The sequence below is a fragment of the Serratia sp. Sp408 genome, assembly GCF_057180665.1.
The window spans coordinates 141,963-159,686 of record NZ_JBXUFT010000001.1 but is presented as its reverse complement, the minus strand read 5'-3'; the positions used below and the strand labels follow the sequence as shown (position 1 = coordinate 159,686).

Here is a 17,724-nt window from a genome sequence, read left to right as displayed (position 1 = left end):
CACTGGCGCGAACAATGCCACGTTGAGTGCAATTCCCCCTCCTCTTTTCAGCCTAAAATCAGGGTGGAGCCGGGGGGTGGAGCCCGAGTTGTGTTAACCTAACCCAATGTAAAAAAAGGTAAACAGCTACACATTGGTTCTGATGGCCCTTAGGCTAACGTCTTATAAGTGTATTGGATTTTTTTCGGACATGTTTTAAGGAGCGGGAATGCAACAGCGGATTGCCCAATGGCTGGGGAAATTTGGCATCGAGTTCACCGATGTAATGTCATTGGTTATGGTACTGGGGCTGATCGTCCTGATCTCGGTAGTTATTCATCTGGTGCTGCACCGGGTGGTGCTGGCGGCCATTCAACGCCGCGGCCAGCAGTCGCAGCGAGTCTGGCAACAGGCGCTAACGCAGCACAAACTGTTTCAGCGTGCGGCGCTGTTGCTGCAAGGGGTGATCATCAACCTGCAGGCTATTTTGTGGCTGCATAACGGTAGCCAGACGCAGGCGTTCATCGTTACCGCCGCCCAGGTATGGATACTGGCTTTTGTGCTGCTGACGCTGTTTTCGCTGCTCGATACCCTGCTGGCGATGCTGCGCCAGAGCCCAGTTGCCAATCAACTGCCGTTGCGCGGGATTTTCCAAGGGATCAAACTGGTTGCGGCTATCCTGATCGGCATCGCGATTGTGTCACTGCTGATGGGCAAATCGCCGCTGTTACTGTTAAGCGGCCTGGGTGCGATGACCGCCGTACTGATGTTGGTGTTCAAGGATCCGATCCTCGGTCTGGTGGCGGGCATTCAACTGTCTGCCAACGATATGCTGAAGATCGGTGACTGGCTGGAGATGCCTAAATACGGCGCCGACGGCGCGGTCATCGACATCGGTCTGACCACGGTGAAAGTGCGCAACTGGGACAATACCATCACCACCATCCCCACCTACGCACTGATTTCGGATTCGTTCAAAAACTGGCGCTCGATGTCTGAGTCCGGCGGGCGCCGCATCAAGCGCAGCATTAATATCGACACCACCAGCGTACATTTCCTGTCTGAACAGGAGCAGCAACGGCTTAACCGCAACCCGCTGCTGCTACAGTACCTGAACGGCAAGGCGCAGGAACTGAATGAATACAATCGGCAAAAACAGTGGGATCTCAGCTCGCCGCTTAACGGCCGCCGCTTGACCAACCTCGGCACGCTGCGCGCCTATCTGGAAGCCTATTTACGCGCCCATCCGGATATTCACCAGGAAATGACGCTGATGGTTCGCCAACTGGCACCGACCCCGGAAGGTTTGCCACTGGAGATTTACGCGTTTACCAACACCACGGTCTGGGCAAAATACGAAAGTATTCAGGCGGATATCTTTGACCATATTCTGGCGGTGATCGGTGAGTTTGATCTGCGCATTCACCAAACGCCGACCGGCAACGATATGCGCAGCATGCTGAATCCACGGCATACAGGCAGCGACGTTTCCTGACCTCAACTGACGAAATAATTTCCACTGGTAATTATTCTGCTCTGATTGCCAGTAAATATCTCCCACCTCTTCCCATCTACGATTAAAACGGCGTTAATGCGGGCAGGCAAGCCCATTGCAGGAGATACGCCAATGCTGAAACGCCTTAAACACCGTTTATTGATCATGCTGTCAACCCTGCTGTTTGTCGGCTGTCTGCACAGCGCCAGGCTGGACGAAGCCCGTATGAGCAGCGCCTTGCAGCCGGCGCTGAGCGCGTTAAGCAGCAATATGCAGGATATCCGCGAAGCGTTGTCGCGCTGTGCGCGCGACGACGAAGAAGAAAGCAGCCTGTATGATGGCGCACTGGCGACCGAAGCACGCATCTCTGGCAGTGACGACGAGGCAGAACGGCAGCGCTAAAAAAACACCGGCACAAGGCCGGTGTTTGAGAGTTAGTCCTGCGCCAACTGCGCGCGCTTTTTCTGGCGGTTGACCTTGAAGTAGTAGCCAGCCAATAGCAACGCCACCCACACCAGGCCGGCGTACAGCGACACGCGGGTGGTTGGGAAGTAGCCGATCAGACCAATGATGAACACCAGGAACACGATGGCGATCACCGCGGTGAACACCCCACCACGCAGCGGAAACTCCAGCTTCTTGACCTGCTCTTTGCTCAAACTGCGACGAAAAGCGATCTGCGAACACAGGATCATGATCCAGACCCAGACGGTGGCAAAGGTGGCCAGCGATGCAATTACCAGGAATACGCTTTCCGGCATGATGTAGTTGAGATAGACCGCAATCAGCAGCGCCGCCATCATCACCACCACCGTGACCCACGGAATGCCGCGTTTGGACACCTTGCTGAACATTTTCGGCGCATGGCCCTGTTCGGCCATGCCGTGCAGCATGCGGCCCACGCCAAACACATCGCTGTTAATCGCCGACAGCGAGGCGGTGATCACCACAAAATTGAGGATGCCGGCAGCGACGGTGATCCCCATGTGCTGGAAGGTCAGCACGAACGGGCTGCCGTTGGTTCCCACCTGGTTCCACGGGTAAATCGACATGATCACGAACAGCGTACCAACGTAGAACACCAGAATACGCCACGGTACCGAGTTGATGGCTTTCGGGATCGACTTCTTCGGATCCTTGGCTTCCCCGGCGGTAATACCGATAATTTCAATGCCGCCATAGGCAAACATCACCAGTTGCAGCGACAGGATCATGCCGATAAAGCCGTTGCTGAAGAAGCCGCCATTGCTCCACAGGTTGTGGATGCCGGTGGCCTGCCCTCCGTTGCCGATACCCCAGACGATGATGCCGATACCGGCTGCAATCATGATGATAATGGTGGCAACTTTAAAGAACGAGAACCAGAACTCCAGTTCACCGAACACCTTGACGCTCATCAGGTTGATGGCGCCAATGATCAGCACCACGCTCAATACCCAAATCCAGTGCTGCACCTCCGGGAACCAGACGCCCATATAAATGCCGAACGCGGTAACGTCGGCAATGGCGACAATCAGAATTTCAAAACAGTAGGTCCAGCCGGTGATATAACCGGCCATCGGGCCAAGATAATCCTGCGCATAGCGCGAAAACGAACTGGCCTGCGGATTGTTGACCGACATCTCGCCCAGCGCGCGCATGATGATGAACGCGACAATACCGCCGATCAGATACGCCAGCAGTACGCTGGGGCCAGCCATGCGGATAGCGTCCGCCGAGCCGTAAAACAGCCCGGTGCCAATCGCCGAGCCGAGCGCCATAAAACGAATGTGACGCGTACTGAGGCCACGCTTGAGCTTATTGGCCGGTGGGGTAGAGGGTGTTTCCTGTTGCATTTAAAGACCTGTCTTCTTATACGCAAAAAAGCCACGGACAAGTCCGTGGCCCAAAATTCTGACCGCTCGGTTATTGATGCACGGTAACTTCAGCGCGCGTACATACCCGATCGTAAATGGCGGCCAAGACCAGCATCAACATCGACGGCGGCAACCAGGCCAGTCCCTGTTCGGCCAGCGGCAGATGCGTGCTCCACGCCGGCAGCAGGTGCTGGAAGCTGGATGCCTTCACGGCGTCAAGGATACCAAACAACAGGCTGATGAGCATCACCGGCGCGACAATACGCGGTGCACTGTGCCACATCCGCAGCGTGAAGCTCAATACCACCAGTACAATGCACGGCGGATAGATGGCCGTCAGCACCGGAATGGAAATCTGGATCAGATGGCTCAAACCGAGATTGGACACCAGCATCGAGAACAGACCCAAAATGAACACCAGCGTCTTGTAGGAAAACGGCAGATATTGCGCAAAGAATTCCGCACAGGCGCAGGTCAGGCCCACCGCGGTAACCATACAGGCAATGAAAATCAGCGCCGCCAGGAAGAAACTGCCCAGACTACCGAAGGTATTTTGCACGTAAGCGTGCAGGATCACCGCGCCGTTGGTGGCGTCAGGTACCAGCACCCCACTGCCGGAGCCCAGTTTGAACAGGCTCAGGTAAACCAGCGTCAGGCCGATACCGGCGATCAGACCGGCGAAAATGGTGTAACGGGTAAGCAGTCCGGCGTCCTTCACCCCACGCGAACGCGCGGCGTTGACTATCACGATACCGAAGACCATCGCACCCAGGGTATCCATGGTCAGATAGCCATTGACGAAGCCCGAGGAGAACGGCACGTTTTGATAGATGTCGATAGCGGGAACCGGCGAGCCTGCCGGCCACAGCAGTGCAGCAACGCCCAGCGCGCCCAGTGCGACGATCTTCAGCGGCGCCAGAATATGGCCCACGGTATCAAGCAGTCGCCCGGGATAGAGAGAGATGGCCACCACCAGCGCAAAATAGACCACGCTATAGATAAACAGCGGCGTAGCGCCGTCACCGGTCAACGGTGCGATGCCCACTTCGAAAGAAACGGTTGCGGTACGCGGAATGGCGAATAGCGGGCCGACGGCCAGATAGCAGACGGTGGCCAACAGTAAACCGGCTTTGCGACCGATTGGCGAACTGAGGGCGTCAATACCGCCGCCAACTCGCGCCAGCGCGATCACCGTCATCACCGGTAGGCCCACGGCGGTAATCAGGAAGCCGAGTGCCGCGGTCCAGACGTGTTCACCAGACTGCAAACCTACCATCGGCGGGAAAATGATATTCCCGGCGCCGACGAATAAGGCAAAGGTCATAAACCCCAATGCCAGAATATCTCTTGACGTTAAACGATGACTCATACGATGTCGTGTTGCCTGTTCAAATGAAAAAAAAGTTCGCTAGCATGGCGGCGTAGCGCCCCCATCCGGTTGTCGGCATGCCATGACATCACAGCGCAACAAGGTCGAAAAACGCACAACTCCCGGCGTTTCATCCTTAATGCAGAAGTAACCACTGTTGATGTTTGGCGAGTTTTAGAAGTTATAAAATGGAGGATTCATCCAACAACGGAGGGTAAGTAAATCGTTTATAGCGCCAAAAGGCAATACGTACGATAAAAAGCAGAGCTATTGACCAGACAATCTTTCACCGCCAGTCGATCATGTCGGTCATATGGAAATATGCCCTACATGATTTGTATCATTTTTAATCAACCGACTCACAAAACGTGAAACAAATACCGTCTCGCCGCGCGCAAATGCCATTTAATGACGGTTTTTCGCGCGGTGTTAACGCATCTTTCCGCGCTTACCAAACCTGCCCGGCAATGTTAACCACGCTACGCAGCTTGTCCCACTGCTGCTGTTCGCTCAGACTATTGCCCTCTTCCGTCGAGGCAAAGCCGCATTGTGTGCTGAGGCACAGTTGACGGCGGTCGACAAACTGCGCGGCCTCCTCCAGCCGTTGCTTCACCTGCTCAGGGTTCTCCAGTTCACCGTTTTTGGTAGTGATAAGCCCCAATACCACCTGCTGGCGGCCCGGCTTGATAAAGCGTAGCGGTTCGAACCCGCCGGAACGTTGATTGTCATATTCCAGGAAGAAGGCATCGATATTCACCTGGCCGAACAGGATCTCCGCCACCGGCTCGTAACCGCCCTCTGAAATCCAGGTTGAGCGGAAGTTGCCACGACACACGTGCAGACCAATGGTCAGATCCTGCGGCTTGTCGGCGATCGCCGCATTCAGCACATCGGCATAAATCCGCGCCAATTGATCCGGATCTTCGCCACGTTCGCGGATCTGGCGCCGTTGATCCTCGGAGCATAAATACGCCCACACCGTGTCATCCAACTGCAAATAACGGCAGCCGGCTGCATAAAATGCCGCGATGGCGTCACGATAGGTTTGCGCCAAATCGGCAAAATACGCATCCAGCTGCGGGTAGACCTGGCTGTCGATCGCCTGACGGCCGCCGCGAAAATGCAGCACGCTCGGGCTGGGAATGGTCATCTTCGGTACTGCGTCACCGGCAATCGTCTGCAAATAACGAAAATCTGCCAACATCGGGTGCTGTGGGTTAAAGCCCAGTTTACCCACCACTTTGATACTGCGCGCTTTGGTTTGCACTCCGTTGAACTGGATGCCCTGGTTGGCATCGTAGCCTTCTACGCCGTTCAGACCTTCCAGAAAATCAAAATGCCACCATGCCCGGCGAAACTCACCGTCGGTAACCACCGCCAAACCAAGTGCCCGCTGTGCATCAACTGCCAGACGAATCTGCTCGTCTTCCACCGTACGCAGCGCGGCGGCATCGATTTCGCCACGCTGATACTGCTGGCGCGCGGTTTTTAGCGCCGCAGGGCGCAACAGGCTACCGACGACGTCGGCGTGAAAAGCGTGGTGACATTCGCACATGATTTTGACTCCCAGTGACAGACAAGCGCTTACAACCGCTCGCTTTAATGATTTACAGATTGAATTATTACGCCGGGTTACAAACAGACATCCAGACGTCTAAACTTCCGAATTAATCCTGTCACGTACCAAGTAGAACGGCAACGGAAAAATTTTCATCGGCATTGAAGAAAATTCACTTTGATTTGTCGCATCGGAGATTGGCAGAGGAATCGTCGTTTATTGCTAGCCCGCCGCCGTAACGATCGTCGCCGGCGGATCGAGGCTTATTCCAGCCCCAGCAGGCTACGCGTTTTATGCAACGTGGTTGGCGGTAACGGCAGGTAGCCGTCATGGTTCACCAGGTTTTGCCCCTGCTCGGACAATACCCGATCGAGAAACGCGGCGGTGAGCGGTTCCAGCGGCTGGTTAGGTGCTTTATTGATGTAAATATAGAGATAACGGGCCAGCGGATAACTGCCGTTGCGCACGTTGTCTTCGGTCGGCGCAATGTAATCCTCGCCGCGGGTGGCCAAAGGCAGCAAACGCACGCCACTGGCACGGAAACCAATACTGGCATACCCCACGCTGTTAAGCGATCCGGCCACCGCCTGCACCACCGATGCGGAGCCGGGCAATTCATTCACCCGCGCCATAAAATCGCCGCCGCACAGGGCGCGCAGCTTGAAGTAACCGTAAGTGCCGGACGCAGAGTTGCGACCAAAGCGCTGCATGCTGCGCTGTGCCCAATCACCGCTCAGGCCAAGCTGACCCCAGCGTTGCAACGGCTGAGCTTCACCACAGCGACGGGTAGCGGAGAAAATCTGATCGAGTTGGCGCAGGTTAAGGCCGCGTAGCGGGTTGTCCTGATGCACCAGGACCACCAGCGCATCCACCGCTACCGGCACCGCCAGTGGCGCGTAGCCGTAACGATGTTCGAAGGCTGCCAGCTCGGCTGCCTTCATCGGCCGACTCATCGGCCCCAGCTGCGCGGCCCCGGCAGCCAACGCCGTCGGCGCGGTCGAAGACCCGGCCGCCTGTATCTGCAGATTAACGTTGGGATAGTGTTGACTGAAATCCTGCCCCCACAGCGCCATCAGATTGGCCAGCGTATCTGAGCCGACGCTGGACAGGTTGCCCGCCAGCATGCCGCCCGGCTGCGCCGACACGCCCTGGCTAAACAGTAGCGCCAGGCAGAGCCACACTCCTCGGGACAATCGCATCACTTCGCCTCACGCGTTAATGTTTCAGCGCATTCTCTGACAAAGCCGCAGGAACAATCAACCGGTTAGGCAAGGTAAAAATGAAACGTGTGCCGAGACCCGGTTCACTGAGCACTTCCAGCCGCGCATCGTGGTGACCCAGCGCGTGTTTGACGATCGCCAGCCCCAACCCGCTGCCGCCGGTCTGGCGGGAACGCGCCTTGTCGACGCGATAGAAACGTTCGGTCAGCCGCGGGATGTGCTCGGCGGCAATCCCCGGCCCGTTATCGCTGACCTGGAACTGCGCGCCATGCGGCGTCTGTTGCCAGCTGACTTCGATATGGGTGCCGGTCGGCGTGTGATTTACCGCGTTGTACACCAGGTTGGATACCGCGCTTCGCAGTTGATCCTCGTTGCCAAACACCTTCAATCCGTCATTCACCCGGAAGGTAATCTGGTGATTACCTCCGCTCAGCGACTGGGCCTCGCGCTGCAACACCCGCAGCATCAACGGCACGTCGACCTTTTCGTTCATATCAACGATCGGCGCCGCCTCGATGCGCGAAAGCGTCAGCAACTGTTTCACCAGCCCGTCCATGCGCCGGGTCTGCTCCTGCATGGTACTCAGCGCCTTGCTGCGCAGCGAGCCGTCCATTTCCTGGTCGCTCATCATTTCCAGATAGCCTTGCAGCACGGTTAACGGCGTGCGCAATTCGTGGCTGACGTTGGCAAAGAAGTTGCGTCGGGCGCCTTCGAGCTGACGCATCTGGGTAACATCGCGGGCAACCATTAACAGCTGCCCTTCCGAATAGGGCATGACGCGAAACTCAACGTAATGTTCATTATTGAGTTGCAGCGTCAGCGGGCGCGAGAATTCCTGCTGTTGCAAATAGCTGCTGAATTCAGGATAACGCAGCAGGTTGAGAATATGCTGGCCATTGTCTTCCGGCCAGCGGAAGCCCAGCAAATGCTGAGCCAGTCCGTTGCACCAGAAGATATTCCCCTCTTCGGTGGTCATGACTACCGCGTCGGGCAACGACTCAGCACCGCTGCGAAAACGCTTGATCAGCAAGGCCAGTTCACGCCGACGCCGACGGTTGCGTTGCTGCATCTGGTAAAGGCCATAGAACAGCGGCTCCCAGCTCCAACGTCCGGGCGGCGGCGTCATGCTGCGATCCACCCATAGCCAGTGCGAAAGCTTGAGCTGGTTATAGAAGTTCCACATCAGCGCGGCCAGTACCGCCGTCAGCAGCCACCAGGACAGATACCCGAAAATCAGGCCCAGCAACAGCGCGGGCAAACAGAAAAGGGCCAGCTCCAAAGCCAGCCTCTTCCAGGAAAGGCGTTCTAGCACGTTATGTTCTCCAGCACGGCGCGTTTAATAGCGCGTTGAGAACCGGTAACCGGTGCCCCGAACGGTTTGAACCATCTTGTCATGACCACTGGTCTCCAGCGCCTTTCGCAGCCGGCGGATATGCACGTCAACGGTACGATCTTCCACATAAACGTTAGTGCCCCAGACGTGATTAAGCAACTGCTCGCGGCTATAAACACGCTCTGGATGGGTCATAAAGAAATGCAGCAGCTTGAACTCGGTGGGCCCCATATCCAGAGCCAGTTCGTTGGCCATCACCCGGTGTGAAGAAGGATCCAGGCTCAGGCCCTGCATTTCGATCACCTCTTCTACCGCCATCGGCGATATGCGACGCATGACCGCCTTGATACGCGCCACCAGCTCCTTGGGGGAAAACGGTTTGGTAATGTAGTCATCAGCCCCCACTTCCAGGCCGCGCACCCGATCTTCTTCTTCGCCGCGCGCGGTCAGCATCATTACCGGAATGTCACGGGTCAGCGCTTCGCGCTTCATATGCTTGATAAATTGAATGCCGGAGCCGCCAGGCAGCATCCAGTCGAGTAACACCAAATCAGGGAACGGCTCAGACAGGCGCGTCACGGCGCTGTCATAATCCTCGGCTTCCAACGGTTGGTAACCATTCTGTTCCAACACAAAGCACACCATCTCACGGATCGGCGCTTCATCTTCCACCACCAGTATGCGTCTTGCCATCGTCAATCCTGCCAATGTGTTAGCGATCACAATTTGATTGCGGGCGCCATTATGCGTCAGTTTTGTGACAGATTTATGAAATAAACCGCGTTGCAAAAGTCACTTTATGAATGCCATTAAGCATAGCGACAAATTCGAGCGTGCAGAAAAACCCTTTTTTGTTTCCCTGCCCTTATAATCATCGCAACATTTTTTACGCTACGGTAGAAACATGCGCCTGATACACACCTCCGACTGGCATCTTGGCCAACACTTCTTCACCAAAAGCCGCGCCGCCGAACATCAGGCATTTTTGCGCTGGCTGATTGAACAGATCGACCAACAGCAGGTAGACGCGCTGATCGTTGCCGGCGACCTGTTCGATACCGGTTCACCGCCGAGCTACGCGCGCGAGCTGTATAACCGTTTCGTGGTGGAACTGCAGCGCACCGGCTGCCAATTGGTGGTGCTGGGTGGCAATCATGATTCCGTGGCGACGCTGAACGAATCGCGTGAATTATTATCCTGCTTGAATACCACCGTGATCGCCAATGCACAGAGCGAACTCGACCGGCAGATCGTGATACTGAATCAACGTGACGGCCGCCCCGGCGCGGTGCTGTGCGCGATTCCCTTTTTACGCCCACGCGATCTGCTGCTCAGCCGGGCCGGTGAATCCGGCAGCCAGAAACAGGCGGCGTTGCAAGAAGCGATTGCCGAGCATTATCAAACGCTGTATCAGGCCGCCTGTACGCGCCGTGATGCGCTCGGTGGCGCATTGCCGATCGTCGCCACCGGCCACCTGACTACCGTTGGCGTGACCAGCTCCGATTCGGTGCGCGATATTTATATCGGCACGCTCGACGCCTTTCCGGCGCAGGCCTTCCCACCTGCGGATTATATCGCACTTGGCCATATTCACCGCGCGCAAATGGTGGCGAAGAGCGAACACATCCGCTACAGCGGTTCGCCTATCCCGCTCAGTTTCGACGAGTTGGGTAACGCCAAAAGCGTGTTTATGGTGGATTTTGCCGACGGCGCGTTGCGTAAAATTACGCCGCTGGAAATCCCCTGCGTTCAGCCGATGCAGTTGATCAAGGGAGATTTACCGCAAATAGAGCGCCAGTTGCAGCAGTTCGCCGATTATCATGGCGAGTTGCCGGTATGGCTGGATATCGAGGTAGCAACACAGGATTACCTGAGCGACATCCAGCGGCGCATCCAACATCTGACGGATGAACTGCCGGTAGAGGTGGTGCTGCTGCGACGCAGCAAAGAACAGCGCCGTCAGGTGATTGACCGCCAGGACAAAGAGACGCTGAACGAACTGAGCGTCAACGAGGTCTTTGAGCGACGGTTAGCGCTGGAAACCGAGTTGGCCGCCCCCCGCCGCGAGCGAATGCGTGAAATGTTCCGCCAATCGGTGGACGCGGTGCAGCAACAGGAGCCTTCGGCATGAAAATCTTGAGCCTACGGCTAAAAAACCTCAACTCGCTGCAGGGTGAATGGAAAATAGATTTCAGCAGCGAACCCTTTGCCAGCAATGGCCTGTTCGCCATTACCGGCCCGACCGGTGCTGGGAAAACCACCCTGCTCGACGCGGTGTGCCTGGCGCTGTATCACCAAACACCGCGACTGCAGGTTTCCCCCAGCCAAAACGAACTGATGACGCGCCACACCGCCGAATCGCTGGCCGAAGTGGAATTCGAAGTGAAGGGCATCGGCTATCGCGCTTTTTGGAGCCAGCGACGGGCCAAAAACGATCCGAACGGCAACCTGCAGGCACCCAAAGTGGAGCTGGCACTGCTGGCCGACGGCAAGATCGTCGCCGACAAGGTGCGCGACAAGCTGGAGCTGATTGCCGCCATCACCGGATTGGATTTTGGCCGTTTTACCAAGTCAATGATGCTGTCGCAAGGGCAGTTTGCCGCATTTCTCAACGCCGATGCCAACGATCGCGCCGAACTGCTGGAGGAACTGACCGGCACCGAGATTTACGGCCAGCTGTCAGAACGGGTATTTGAACAGCATAAACAGGCACGGCTGGATCTCGACGCCCTGCAACAACGCGCCAGCGGCATAGCACTGCTGGACGATGAACAACGCCAACAGCTGGAAACCCAGCTCAACGCATTACGCAGCGAAGAAGCCGCGCTGAACCAACAGGCGCTGCAGGTTCAACAGGCGCTGAACTGGCTGCAACAGTGGCAGCAGGCGCAGAACAAACAGCAGGAATATCAGCAACGGCTGAGCGAGGTGCAGCAACAACAGCGCCAGGCTGAACCACAGCTGCAAGCGCTGGCGCGCAGCGAACCGGCAGAGAAACTGCGACCGCTGTTCAACGAACACCAGCGCTGTCACAGCGAGCATCAGACGCTGCAACAACAGATTGCCCAACTCGAGCAACAACGGCAGCAGCACAACGCCACCTTGGTGCCATTGCAGCAGGCGCTGGAGCAAGCGCGAGCCGAGCAACAAAAACAGACGTTACTGCGCCAGCAGCAACAGCAACTGATCGATGAGCAGGTGGTGCCGCTCGATCACCAGATTGCTCAACTAGAAAAAAATCGCCACGAACTGCGCCAAACGCTCGACGATGCCGAACGGCAGTGCGCGCAGCAGCAACGCACGCTGGCAACGATCAACGCCGAACGCAGCCAGTTGGCGGCGCAGGCGGAACAGCATCAAGGCACATCGGTTAGTCTGAACCAGGCGCTGGCAGCGCAGCAGCAACGGCAACAGGCGCTGGAGGCGCAAACACCGCTGGCAACGCTGCGTCAGCGCTTAAGCCAGCTCGGCGAACTGCGGCCGACGCGCCAACAGCTCTATAGCCTCTCGACGCTGAGCCAACAGATTAACCAACGGCTGCAACAGCAGCGACAGGAGTTCAACGACGGTCAGCAGCAACTGAGCCAGTTGGAGCCACAGCTGGAGCAGGCCCGTCTGCTCTATCAACAGCAAAAATCGCTTGAGCAGGAAGTGGAAAAAACGCTGCGGCTGGAGCAGCAGATCGTCAGTCTGGAAGCCGAGCGCCGTCGTCTGCAACCCGGCGAGCCCTGTCCGCTGTGTGGCTCGACCAAACATCCGTCGATCGGCCATTATGAAACGCTGCAACCGTCGGAAACCGCCCAACGGCTGGACGGCATCAAGACGCAGACCGAGGTCATTTATAAGCAGGGCGTTGAGCTGCGTGCTCGCCATGACAGCCTCAGGCAACAGCTACAGCGCCAACAGCAAGCCATCACCCTGGATGAACAGCAGTTGGCGGCGCATCAGCAGCGCTGGCAGCAATTGACCGCCACGCTGGCGTTCAGTTTCGGTTTGCAGGATAGCCAACGTCTGCACGACTGGCTGGAGCAATGTGAAAACCAAGAGCGTGAAGGCGGCCAACTGCTGACCCAGCATGAACAGGCGGCGTTGGCGGTACAGCAGGCCAAGGACGCGTTGGTCACGCTGCAAACGCAACAGCAACAGGCCGAGCAGCAGAGCGCTTTGCTCAACGAACGTTGCAACCTGCTGGAAAAAAACCTCGCTGAAACACAACGCCAGCAACAACGGTTGCAACAGCAATGGCAGCAGGCGCAGGAGCAACACGCGACGCTGCGTGCGCAACGGCTGACGCTGTTCGGCGAGCAGCAGGTCGCGCAGGTGCGCGAAAACCTGCGGGTACGGCAAGCCGCCGACGAGCAGAGCAGCAGCCAGGCCAGCGAGCGCTTGCAGCAGGCACAGGAACAACGCGATCGCCTGACCGGCCAGTTGGCCGGGTTGCAGCAGCAGCTGGCGCAGTTGGCCGAACGCCTGCAACATGCGCAGACGCGCTGGCAACAGGCATTGGCCGCCAGCGAATTCAGCGATGTAACGGCCTTTAGTGCCGCCTTGCTGGACGAGGCCGAACGCCAACGCCTGCAACAGCACAAGGAGCACTTGCAGCAACGCCGCGTCGAGGCTGACGCGCTGCTGGCACAGGCGATACTAACGCTGGAACAGCATCAACAGCAGCAGCCGAACGCGCTTGCCGACCCGCGGAGCGACGGCGAAGCGCTCGCCGCTCAGCATCAGGCATTACTGCAACAACTGAAGACGTTGCAGTTCCGCCAGGGCGAACTGCGCCATCAGTTGGTAAGCGATGCCCAACGCCGCAACGACCAGCAGGCACTACTGGCGCAGATCGCCCAAAGCCAGCAACAGTACGATGACTGGAGCCTGCTCAATCAGTTGATTGGATCAAAAGAAGGCGACAAGTTCCGCAAGTTTGCGCAAGGGCTAACGCTCGATCATCTGGTGTATCTGGCCAATAATCAGCTTGGCCGGCTGCATGGCCGCTACCTGCTGCAACGCAAAACCAGCGACGCGCTGGAATTGCTGGTGGTGGATACCTGGCAGGCCGACGCGTTGCGCGATACTCGCACCCTGTCCGGCGGCGAAAGCTTCCTGGTCAGCCTGGCGCTGGCGCTGGCGTTGTCCGATCTGGTCAGCCATAAAACCAGCATCGATTCTCTGTTCCTGGACGAAGGTTTCGGCACGCTGGACGCAGAAACGCTGGATACCGCGCTGGATGCACTCGACAGCCTGAACGCCTCCGGCAAAACCATCGGCGTGATCAGCCACGTCGAGGCGATGAAAGAACGTATTCCAGTGCAGATCAAGGTAAAGAAAGTCAACGGGCTGGGAGTAAGCCGCCTCGAGGCGCAATACCAGGTGGAACATCCCTGACAGGCCGGATGGAAATGTGATCGCGGCGGCAGTCCACGCGGAAATACGTTGAGCCGCCAGTAAGAACGTTTATCATGACTGGCAGTAGGATTGTTACTGCGCATGCAGGCAAAACCTGACCTCCAGGATGCTCTTGGACGTCAGGTTTTTTGTTTTTTAACGGTCTGTAACGGCGGAAAATGCATGAAAATAGAGAAAATACTCAATAACAACGTCGTTATTACGCTCGACGATCGCCAACAAGAAACGGTGGTGATGGGGCGAGGGATCGGCTTTAAAAAGAACATCGGCGACAGGCTGGATGAAAGCCTGATCGAAAAAGTGTTCACCCCCAACGGCAGCGCGATGACCGAACGTTACCAGGCGCTGTTGGCTGAAATTCCGCTGACCTGCATCACGACTGCCGACAAGATCATCAGCCTGGCCCGCCAGCGCCTGCAGGGCAAACTGCACAACATCGTTTATATCACGCTGACCGATCACATTCATTTCGCGCTGCAACGCCATGCGCAGGGGCTGGACATTCGCAACGTCCTGCTGTGGGAAATCAAAAAACTCTACCCTGCCGAGTTTGCCGTCGGGCTAGAGGCGCTGGCGCTGATCGCGCAAAGGTTAAACGCCGAGCTACCAGAGGACGAAGCCGGCTTTATCGCCCTACATCTGGTGAATGCGCAGCTTAACGACGAAATGAAAAACACCTTGCATATCACCCGCGTAATGCAGGAAATACTGAATATCGTCAAATACCATTTCCGCTTTGATTACAATGAGGATGCGCTCAGTTACCACCGGTTTGTGACGCATTTGAAATTCTTCGCTCAACGCCTGCTCGGCAGCAACTACGTCGACAGCGAGGACGACTCGCTGTATCAGCTGGTCAAAGCCAAATACCGCGAGTCATTTGCCTGTGCCGGGAAAATCAATCAGCATATTGCAGCCAATTATCAGCATCAGTTGACCGGTGAAGAGATGATGTTTCTGACCATTCATATTGAACGGGTACGCAGCGAAATCAGCGGCACATAACCGGCAAAGGGCTGGCCCTTCCCCCAACGCCCGATTACCGTTGCGGCCACAGCCAGGCTGCGCCGCGCACGCCGCTGGAATCGCCATGCATCGCCTTGCGGATCGGCGTTTCACATTCGCCGCCGAATACCCAGGGTTTTACCAACTGCGGTACGGTTTGATACAGCCGTTCCACGTTGCTCATGCCGCCCCCCAGGACGATAGCGTCCGGGTCGAACAGGTTGATCGCCTGTGCCAGCGACTTGGCCAGACGCATTTCATAGCGGGCGATCGCCCGTTCCGCCAACGCATCCTGCTGCTCGGCCAGCGCCATGATTTGCTGCCCCGTCAGCGACTGCCCACTCAGACGCGCATAGTCGGTGGCGAAGCCGGTTCCCGATATAAAGGTTTCGATGCAGCCCTGCTTACCGCAATAACACGGCACTTCAGCGCGATAGCGCAGTTCATCATCATCCAGCCACGGCAGCGGGTTATGCCCCCACTCGCCGGAAATACCGTTACCGCCAGCATGCACCTGGCCGTTAATCGCCACGCCAGCCCCGCAGCCGGTACCGACAATCACCGCAAACACCACTTTCTGGCCGGCGCCGGCGCCGTCGGTGGCCTCGGAAACCGCCAGACAGTTGGCGTCATTGGCCAGCCTGACGTCACGCTGCAACATCGCAGACAGATCTTTATCCAATCGCGTACCGTTGAGCCAGGTCGAGTTGGAGTTTTTCACCAGCCCGGTAAACGGCGACAGCGTTCCGGGAATGCCAACGCCCACCGAACCCTGTTCGCCGGTGTGGTCTTCGGCCATTTTGACCAGCCCGGTTATCGCCCGCAACGTTTGTTGATAATCATCTCGCGGCGTGGCGATACGGTGACGAAACAGCTCGCGCCCGTCGTTCGCCAAAGCAATCACTTCAACTTTTGTTCCACCCAAATCGATACCAATCCGCACGATTTTCTCCTCAATGCGCTGCTGACATTTATCGTATTGCGCCGAGTGTGCCGCAATAGCTGCGCGCACGCAAATCAGAGGAATGAGGCGATTTTTCAGCGTCAATTGGGTATCATGCCGCCCTGCTTTTGATGAATCAGCGTGCGGAAAGCACGCCCAGCCAGGGATAACTTTATGCTGTGGTTTAAGAATTTGATGGTTTACCGTTTAAGCCGCGAGGTTGCGCTAAACGCGGATGAAATGGAAAAACAGCTTGGCGCGTTTTCCTTTACGCCGTGCGGCAGCCAGGATATGGCGAAAACCGGCTGGGTCTCCCCAATGGGCTCACACAGTGATGCATTGACGCATGCGATCAACGGCCAGATCGTGATCTGTGCCCGCAAGGAAGAAAAAATTCTGCCTTCGCCGGTTATCAAGCAGGAATTGCAGGCAAAAATCGACAAACTGGAAGGCGAACAGCACCGCAAGCTGAAGAAAACAGAAAAAGACGCGCTGAAGGACGAAGTGCTGCACAGCCTGTTGCCGCGCGCATTCAGCCGCTTCAATCAGACCTATATGTGGATCGATACCGTCAACGGTCTGATCATGGTTGATGCCGCCAGCGCCAAACGTGCCGAAGATACTCTGGCGCTGCTGCGCAAGAGCCTGGGTTCTCTGCCGGTGGTACCGCTGACCATGGAAAGTCCGATTGAGCTGACGCTGACCGAGTGGGTGCGCTCTGGTGAACTGCCAGCCGGGTTTATCATTCAGGATGAAGCCGAGTTAAAAGCCATTCTGGAAGACGGCGGAGTGATCCGTTGCAAGAAGCAGAACCTGATCAGCGATGAAATCGCGGTGCATATCGAAGCCGGTAAACTGGTCACCAAGCTGGCCGTGGACTGGCAAGAGCGTATTCAGTTGGTGATTGCTGACGACGGTTCGCTAAAACGCCTGAAGTTCGCCGACGCGCTGCGTGAGCAGAACGACGATATCGATCGCGATGACTTCGCTCAACGCTTCGACGCCGATTTTATTTTGATGACCAGCGAGCTGGCGGCGTTGATTCAGAACACCATTGAAGCACTGGGCGGTGAAGCGCAGCGTTAATCCGACCTGAAGGAACGGCACTCAGGGGCTCTGCATCGCGAGCCCCTTGCCATTGATTGCGGGTTTATTTACTCAAGTAACGGCACAGATAGGCCGTCGCGTCGGCAACCTGCACGTTGAACTCACTGTGCCCCGGCACAAAAAACTTCTCGCCAGGCATAAACACCTGCCAGTCCGGCGCCCCCGGCAACAGCACCTTCAGCGCACCGGTAATCACCGTCATTTCTTCCGGCTGGGCGGTGCCAAAGGTATATTCCCCTTCTTCCATCACTCCGACGCTGGTACGACCGATGCTGCTACTGTCGAAACCGATTGATTTTACTTTTCCGGCAAAATACTCATTCACATTCAGCATAGACTTGCACCCGCGTAATTATCTTTGTGGAACAACCATATTGGGGCATCGCGCCTATGCTGTCACTGGTTTTCAACGTGAAATGCGATCGCTGCGCAGAGGAAAATGCTGTGATTGGC

The 17,724-nt window shown here is 56.7% G+C and carries 14 protein-coding genes; 6 read left to right on the top strand and 8 right to left on the bottom strand.

Annotation, left to right across the window (positions count from 1 at the left end; all coding sequences use genetic code 11):
- Positions 1 to 208: 208 nt before the first annotated feature.
- Together AC2AXP_RS00805 and AC2AXP_RS00800 are read left to right on the top strand one after the other, a co-directional pair.
- On the top strand, positions 209 to 1,474 hold the full coding sequence (locus AC2AXP_RS00805; protein ID WP_371902019.1) for a mechanosensitive ion channel family protein: 1,266 nt from the start codon (positions 209 to 211) through the stop codon (positions 1,472 to 1,474).
- Positions 1,475 to 1,606: 132 nt separating this feature from the next.
- Positions 1,607 to 1,876, top strand: a complete 270-nt coding sequence (locus tag AC2AXP_RS00800) for a hypothetical protein (RefSeq protein WP_039991059.1) — start codon at positions 1,607 to 1,609, stop codon at positions 1,874 to 1,876.
- Positions 1,877 to 1,908: 32 nt separating this feature from the next.
- On the opposite strand, the gene proY is transcribed toward AC2AXP_RS00800, so the two are convergent.
- The 6 genes from proY to phoB all read right to left on the bottom strand — a co-directional run bounded on the left by proY (position 1,909) and on the right by phoB (position 9,503).
- Positions 1,909 to 3,309, bottom strand: a complete 1,401-nt coding sequence (gene proY / locus AC2AXP_RS00795) for a proline-specific permease ProY (RefSeq protein WP_039991060.1) — start codon at positions 3,307 to 3,309, stop codon at positions 1,909 to 1,911.
- A gap of 70 nt (positions 3,310 to 3,379) precedes the next feature.
- Positions 3,380 to 4,699, bottom strand: coding sequence for a branched-chain amino acid transport system II carrier protein (gene brnQ / locus AC2AXP_RS00790; protein ID WP_039991061.1), 1,320 nt, complete (start codon positions 4,697 to 4,699; stop codon positions 3,380 to 3,382).
- Positions 4,700 to 5,147: 448 nt separating this feature from the next.
- On the bottom strand, positions 5,148 to 6,254 hold the full coding sequence (locus AC2AXP_RS00785) for a cobalamin-independent methionine synthase II family protein (protein WP_004954716.1): 1,107 nt from the start codon (positions 6,252 to 6,254) through the stop codon (positions 5,148 to 5,150).
- 266 nt (positions 6,255 to 6,520) lie between these two features.
- Entirely contained in the window at positions 6,521 to 7,456 is a 936-nt protein-coding gene (locus tag AC2AXP_RS00780; RefSeq protein ID WP_004954720.1) for a PstS family phosphate ABC transporter substrate-binding protein, read from the bottom strand.
- A gap of 16 nt (positions 7,457 to 7,472) precedes the next feature.
- Positions 7,473 to 8,789: a phosphate regulon sensor histidine kinase PhoR gene (gene phoR / locus AC2AXP_RS00775; protein WP_004954723.1), complete on the bottom strand. Its 1,317-nt coding sequence runs from the start codon at positions 8,787 to 8,789 to the stop codon at positions 7,473 to 7,475.
- Between the two features lie 24 nt (positions 8,790 to 8,813).
- Positions 8,814 to 9,503 carry a phosphate response regulator transcription factor PhoB gene (gene phoB, locus AC2AXP_RS00770; protein WP_004954725.1) on the bottom strand — a complete coding sequence of 230 codons (690 nt, stop codon included), beginning with the start codon at positions 9,501 to 9,503 and terminating at the stop codon, positions 8,814 to 8,816.
- 211 nt (positions 9,504 to 9,714) lie between these two features.
- Here phoB and sbcD point away from each other — a divergent pair, with 211 nt between their 5' ends.
- The 3 genes from sbcD to licT all read left to right on the top strand — a co-directional run bounded on the left by sbcD (position 9,715) and on the right by licT (position 15,221).
- Positions 9,715 to 10,941 carry an exonuclease subunit SbcD gene (gene sbcD / locus AC2AXP_RS00765; RefSeq protein ID WP_004954729.1) on the top strand — a complete coding sequence of 409 codons (1,227 nt, stop codon included), beginning with the start codon at positions 9,715 to 9,717 and terminating at the stop codon, positions 10,939 to 10,941.
- Positions 10,938 to 14,195 carry an exonuclease subunit SbcC gene (sbcC, locus tag AC2AXP_RS00760; RefSeq protein WP_484381372.1) on the top strand — a complete coding sequence of 1,086 codons (3,258 nt, stop codon included), beginning with the start codon at positions 10,938 to 10,940 and terminating at the stop codon, positions 14,193 to 14,195. The genes sbcD and sbcC overlap by 4 nt, the downstream gene beginning before the upstream one ends.
- Before the next feature lie 183 nt (positions 14,196 to 14,378).
- Positions 14,379 to 15,221, top strand: a complete 843-nt coding sequence (gene licT, locus AC2AXP_RS00755) for a BglG family transcription antiterminator LicT (RefSeq protein WP_273868859.1) — start codon at positions 14,379 to 14,381, stop codon at positions 15,219 to 15,221.
- Positions 15,222 to 15,255: 34 nt separating this feature from the next.
- Here licT and mak read toward each other — a convergent pair whose 3' ends face one another.
- Positions 15,256 to 16,164, bottom strand: coding sequence for a fructokinase (gene mak / locus AC2AXP_RS00750; protein WP_198773373.1), 909 nt, complete (start codon positions 16,162 to 16,164; stop codon positions 15,256 to 15,258).
- 174 nt (positions 16,165 to 16,338) lie between these two features.
- On the opposite strand from mak, the gene rdgC reads away from it, so the two are divergent.
- The gene (gene rdgC / locus AC2AXP_RS00745) at positions 16,339 to 17,250 is read left to right on the top strand and encodes a recombination-associated protein RdgC (RefSeq protein ID WP_004954739.1); all 912 of its coding nucleotides are present in this window, start codon (positions 16,339 to 16,341) and stop codon (positions 17,248 to 17,250) included.
- 64 nt (positions 17,251 to 17,314) lie between these two features.
- Here the strand turns inward: rdgC and ppnP are convergent, their stop codons facing one another.
- Entirely contained in the window at positions 17,315 to 17,605 is a 291-nt protein-coding gene (gene ppnP, locus AC2AXP_RS00740; protein ID WP_004954742.1) for a pyrimidine/purine nucleoside phosphorylase, read from the bottom strand.
- Between the last annotated feature and the right edge of the window lie 119 nt (positions 17,606 to 17,724).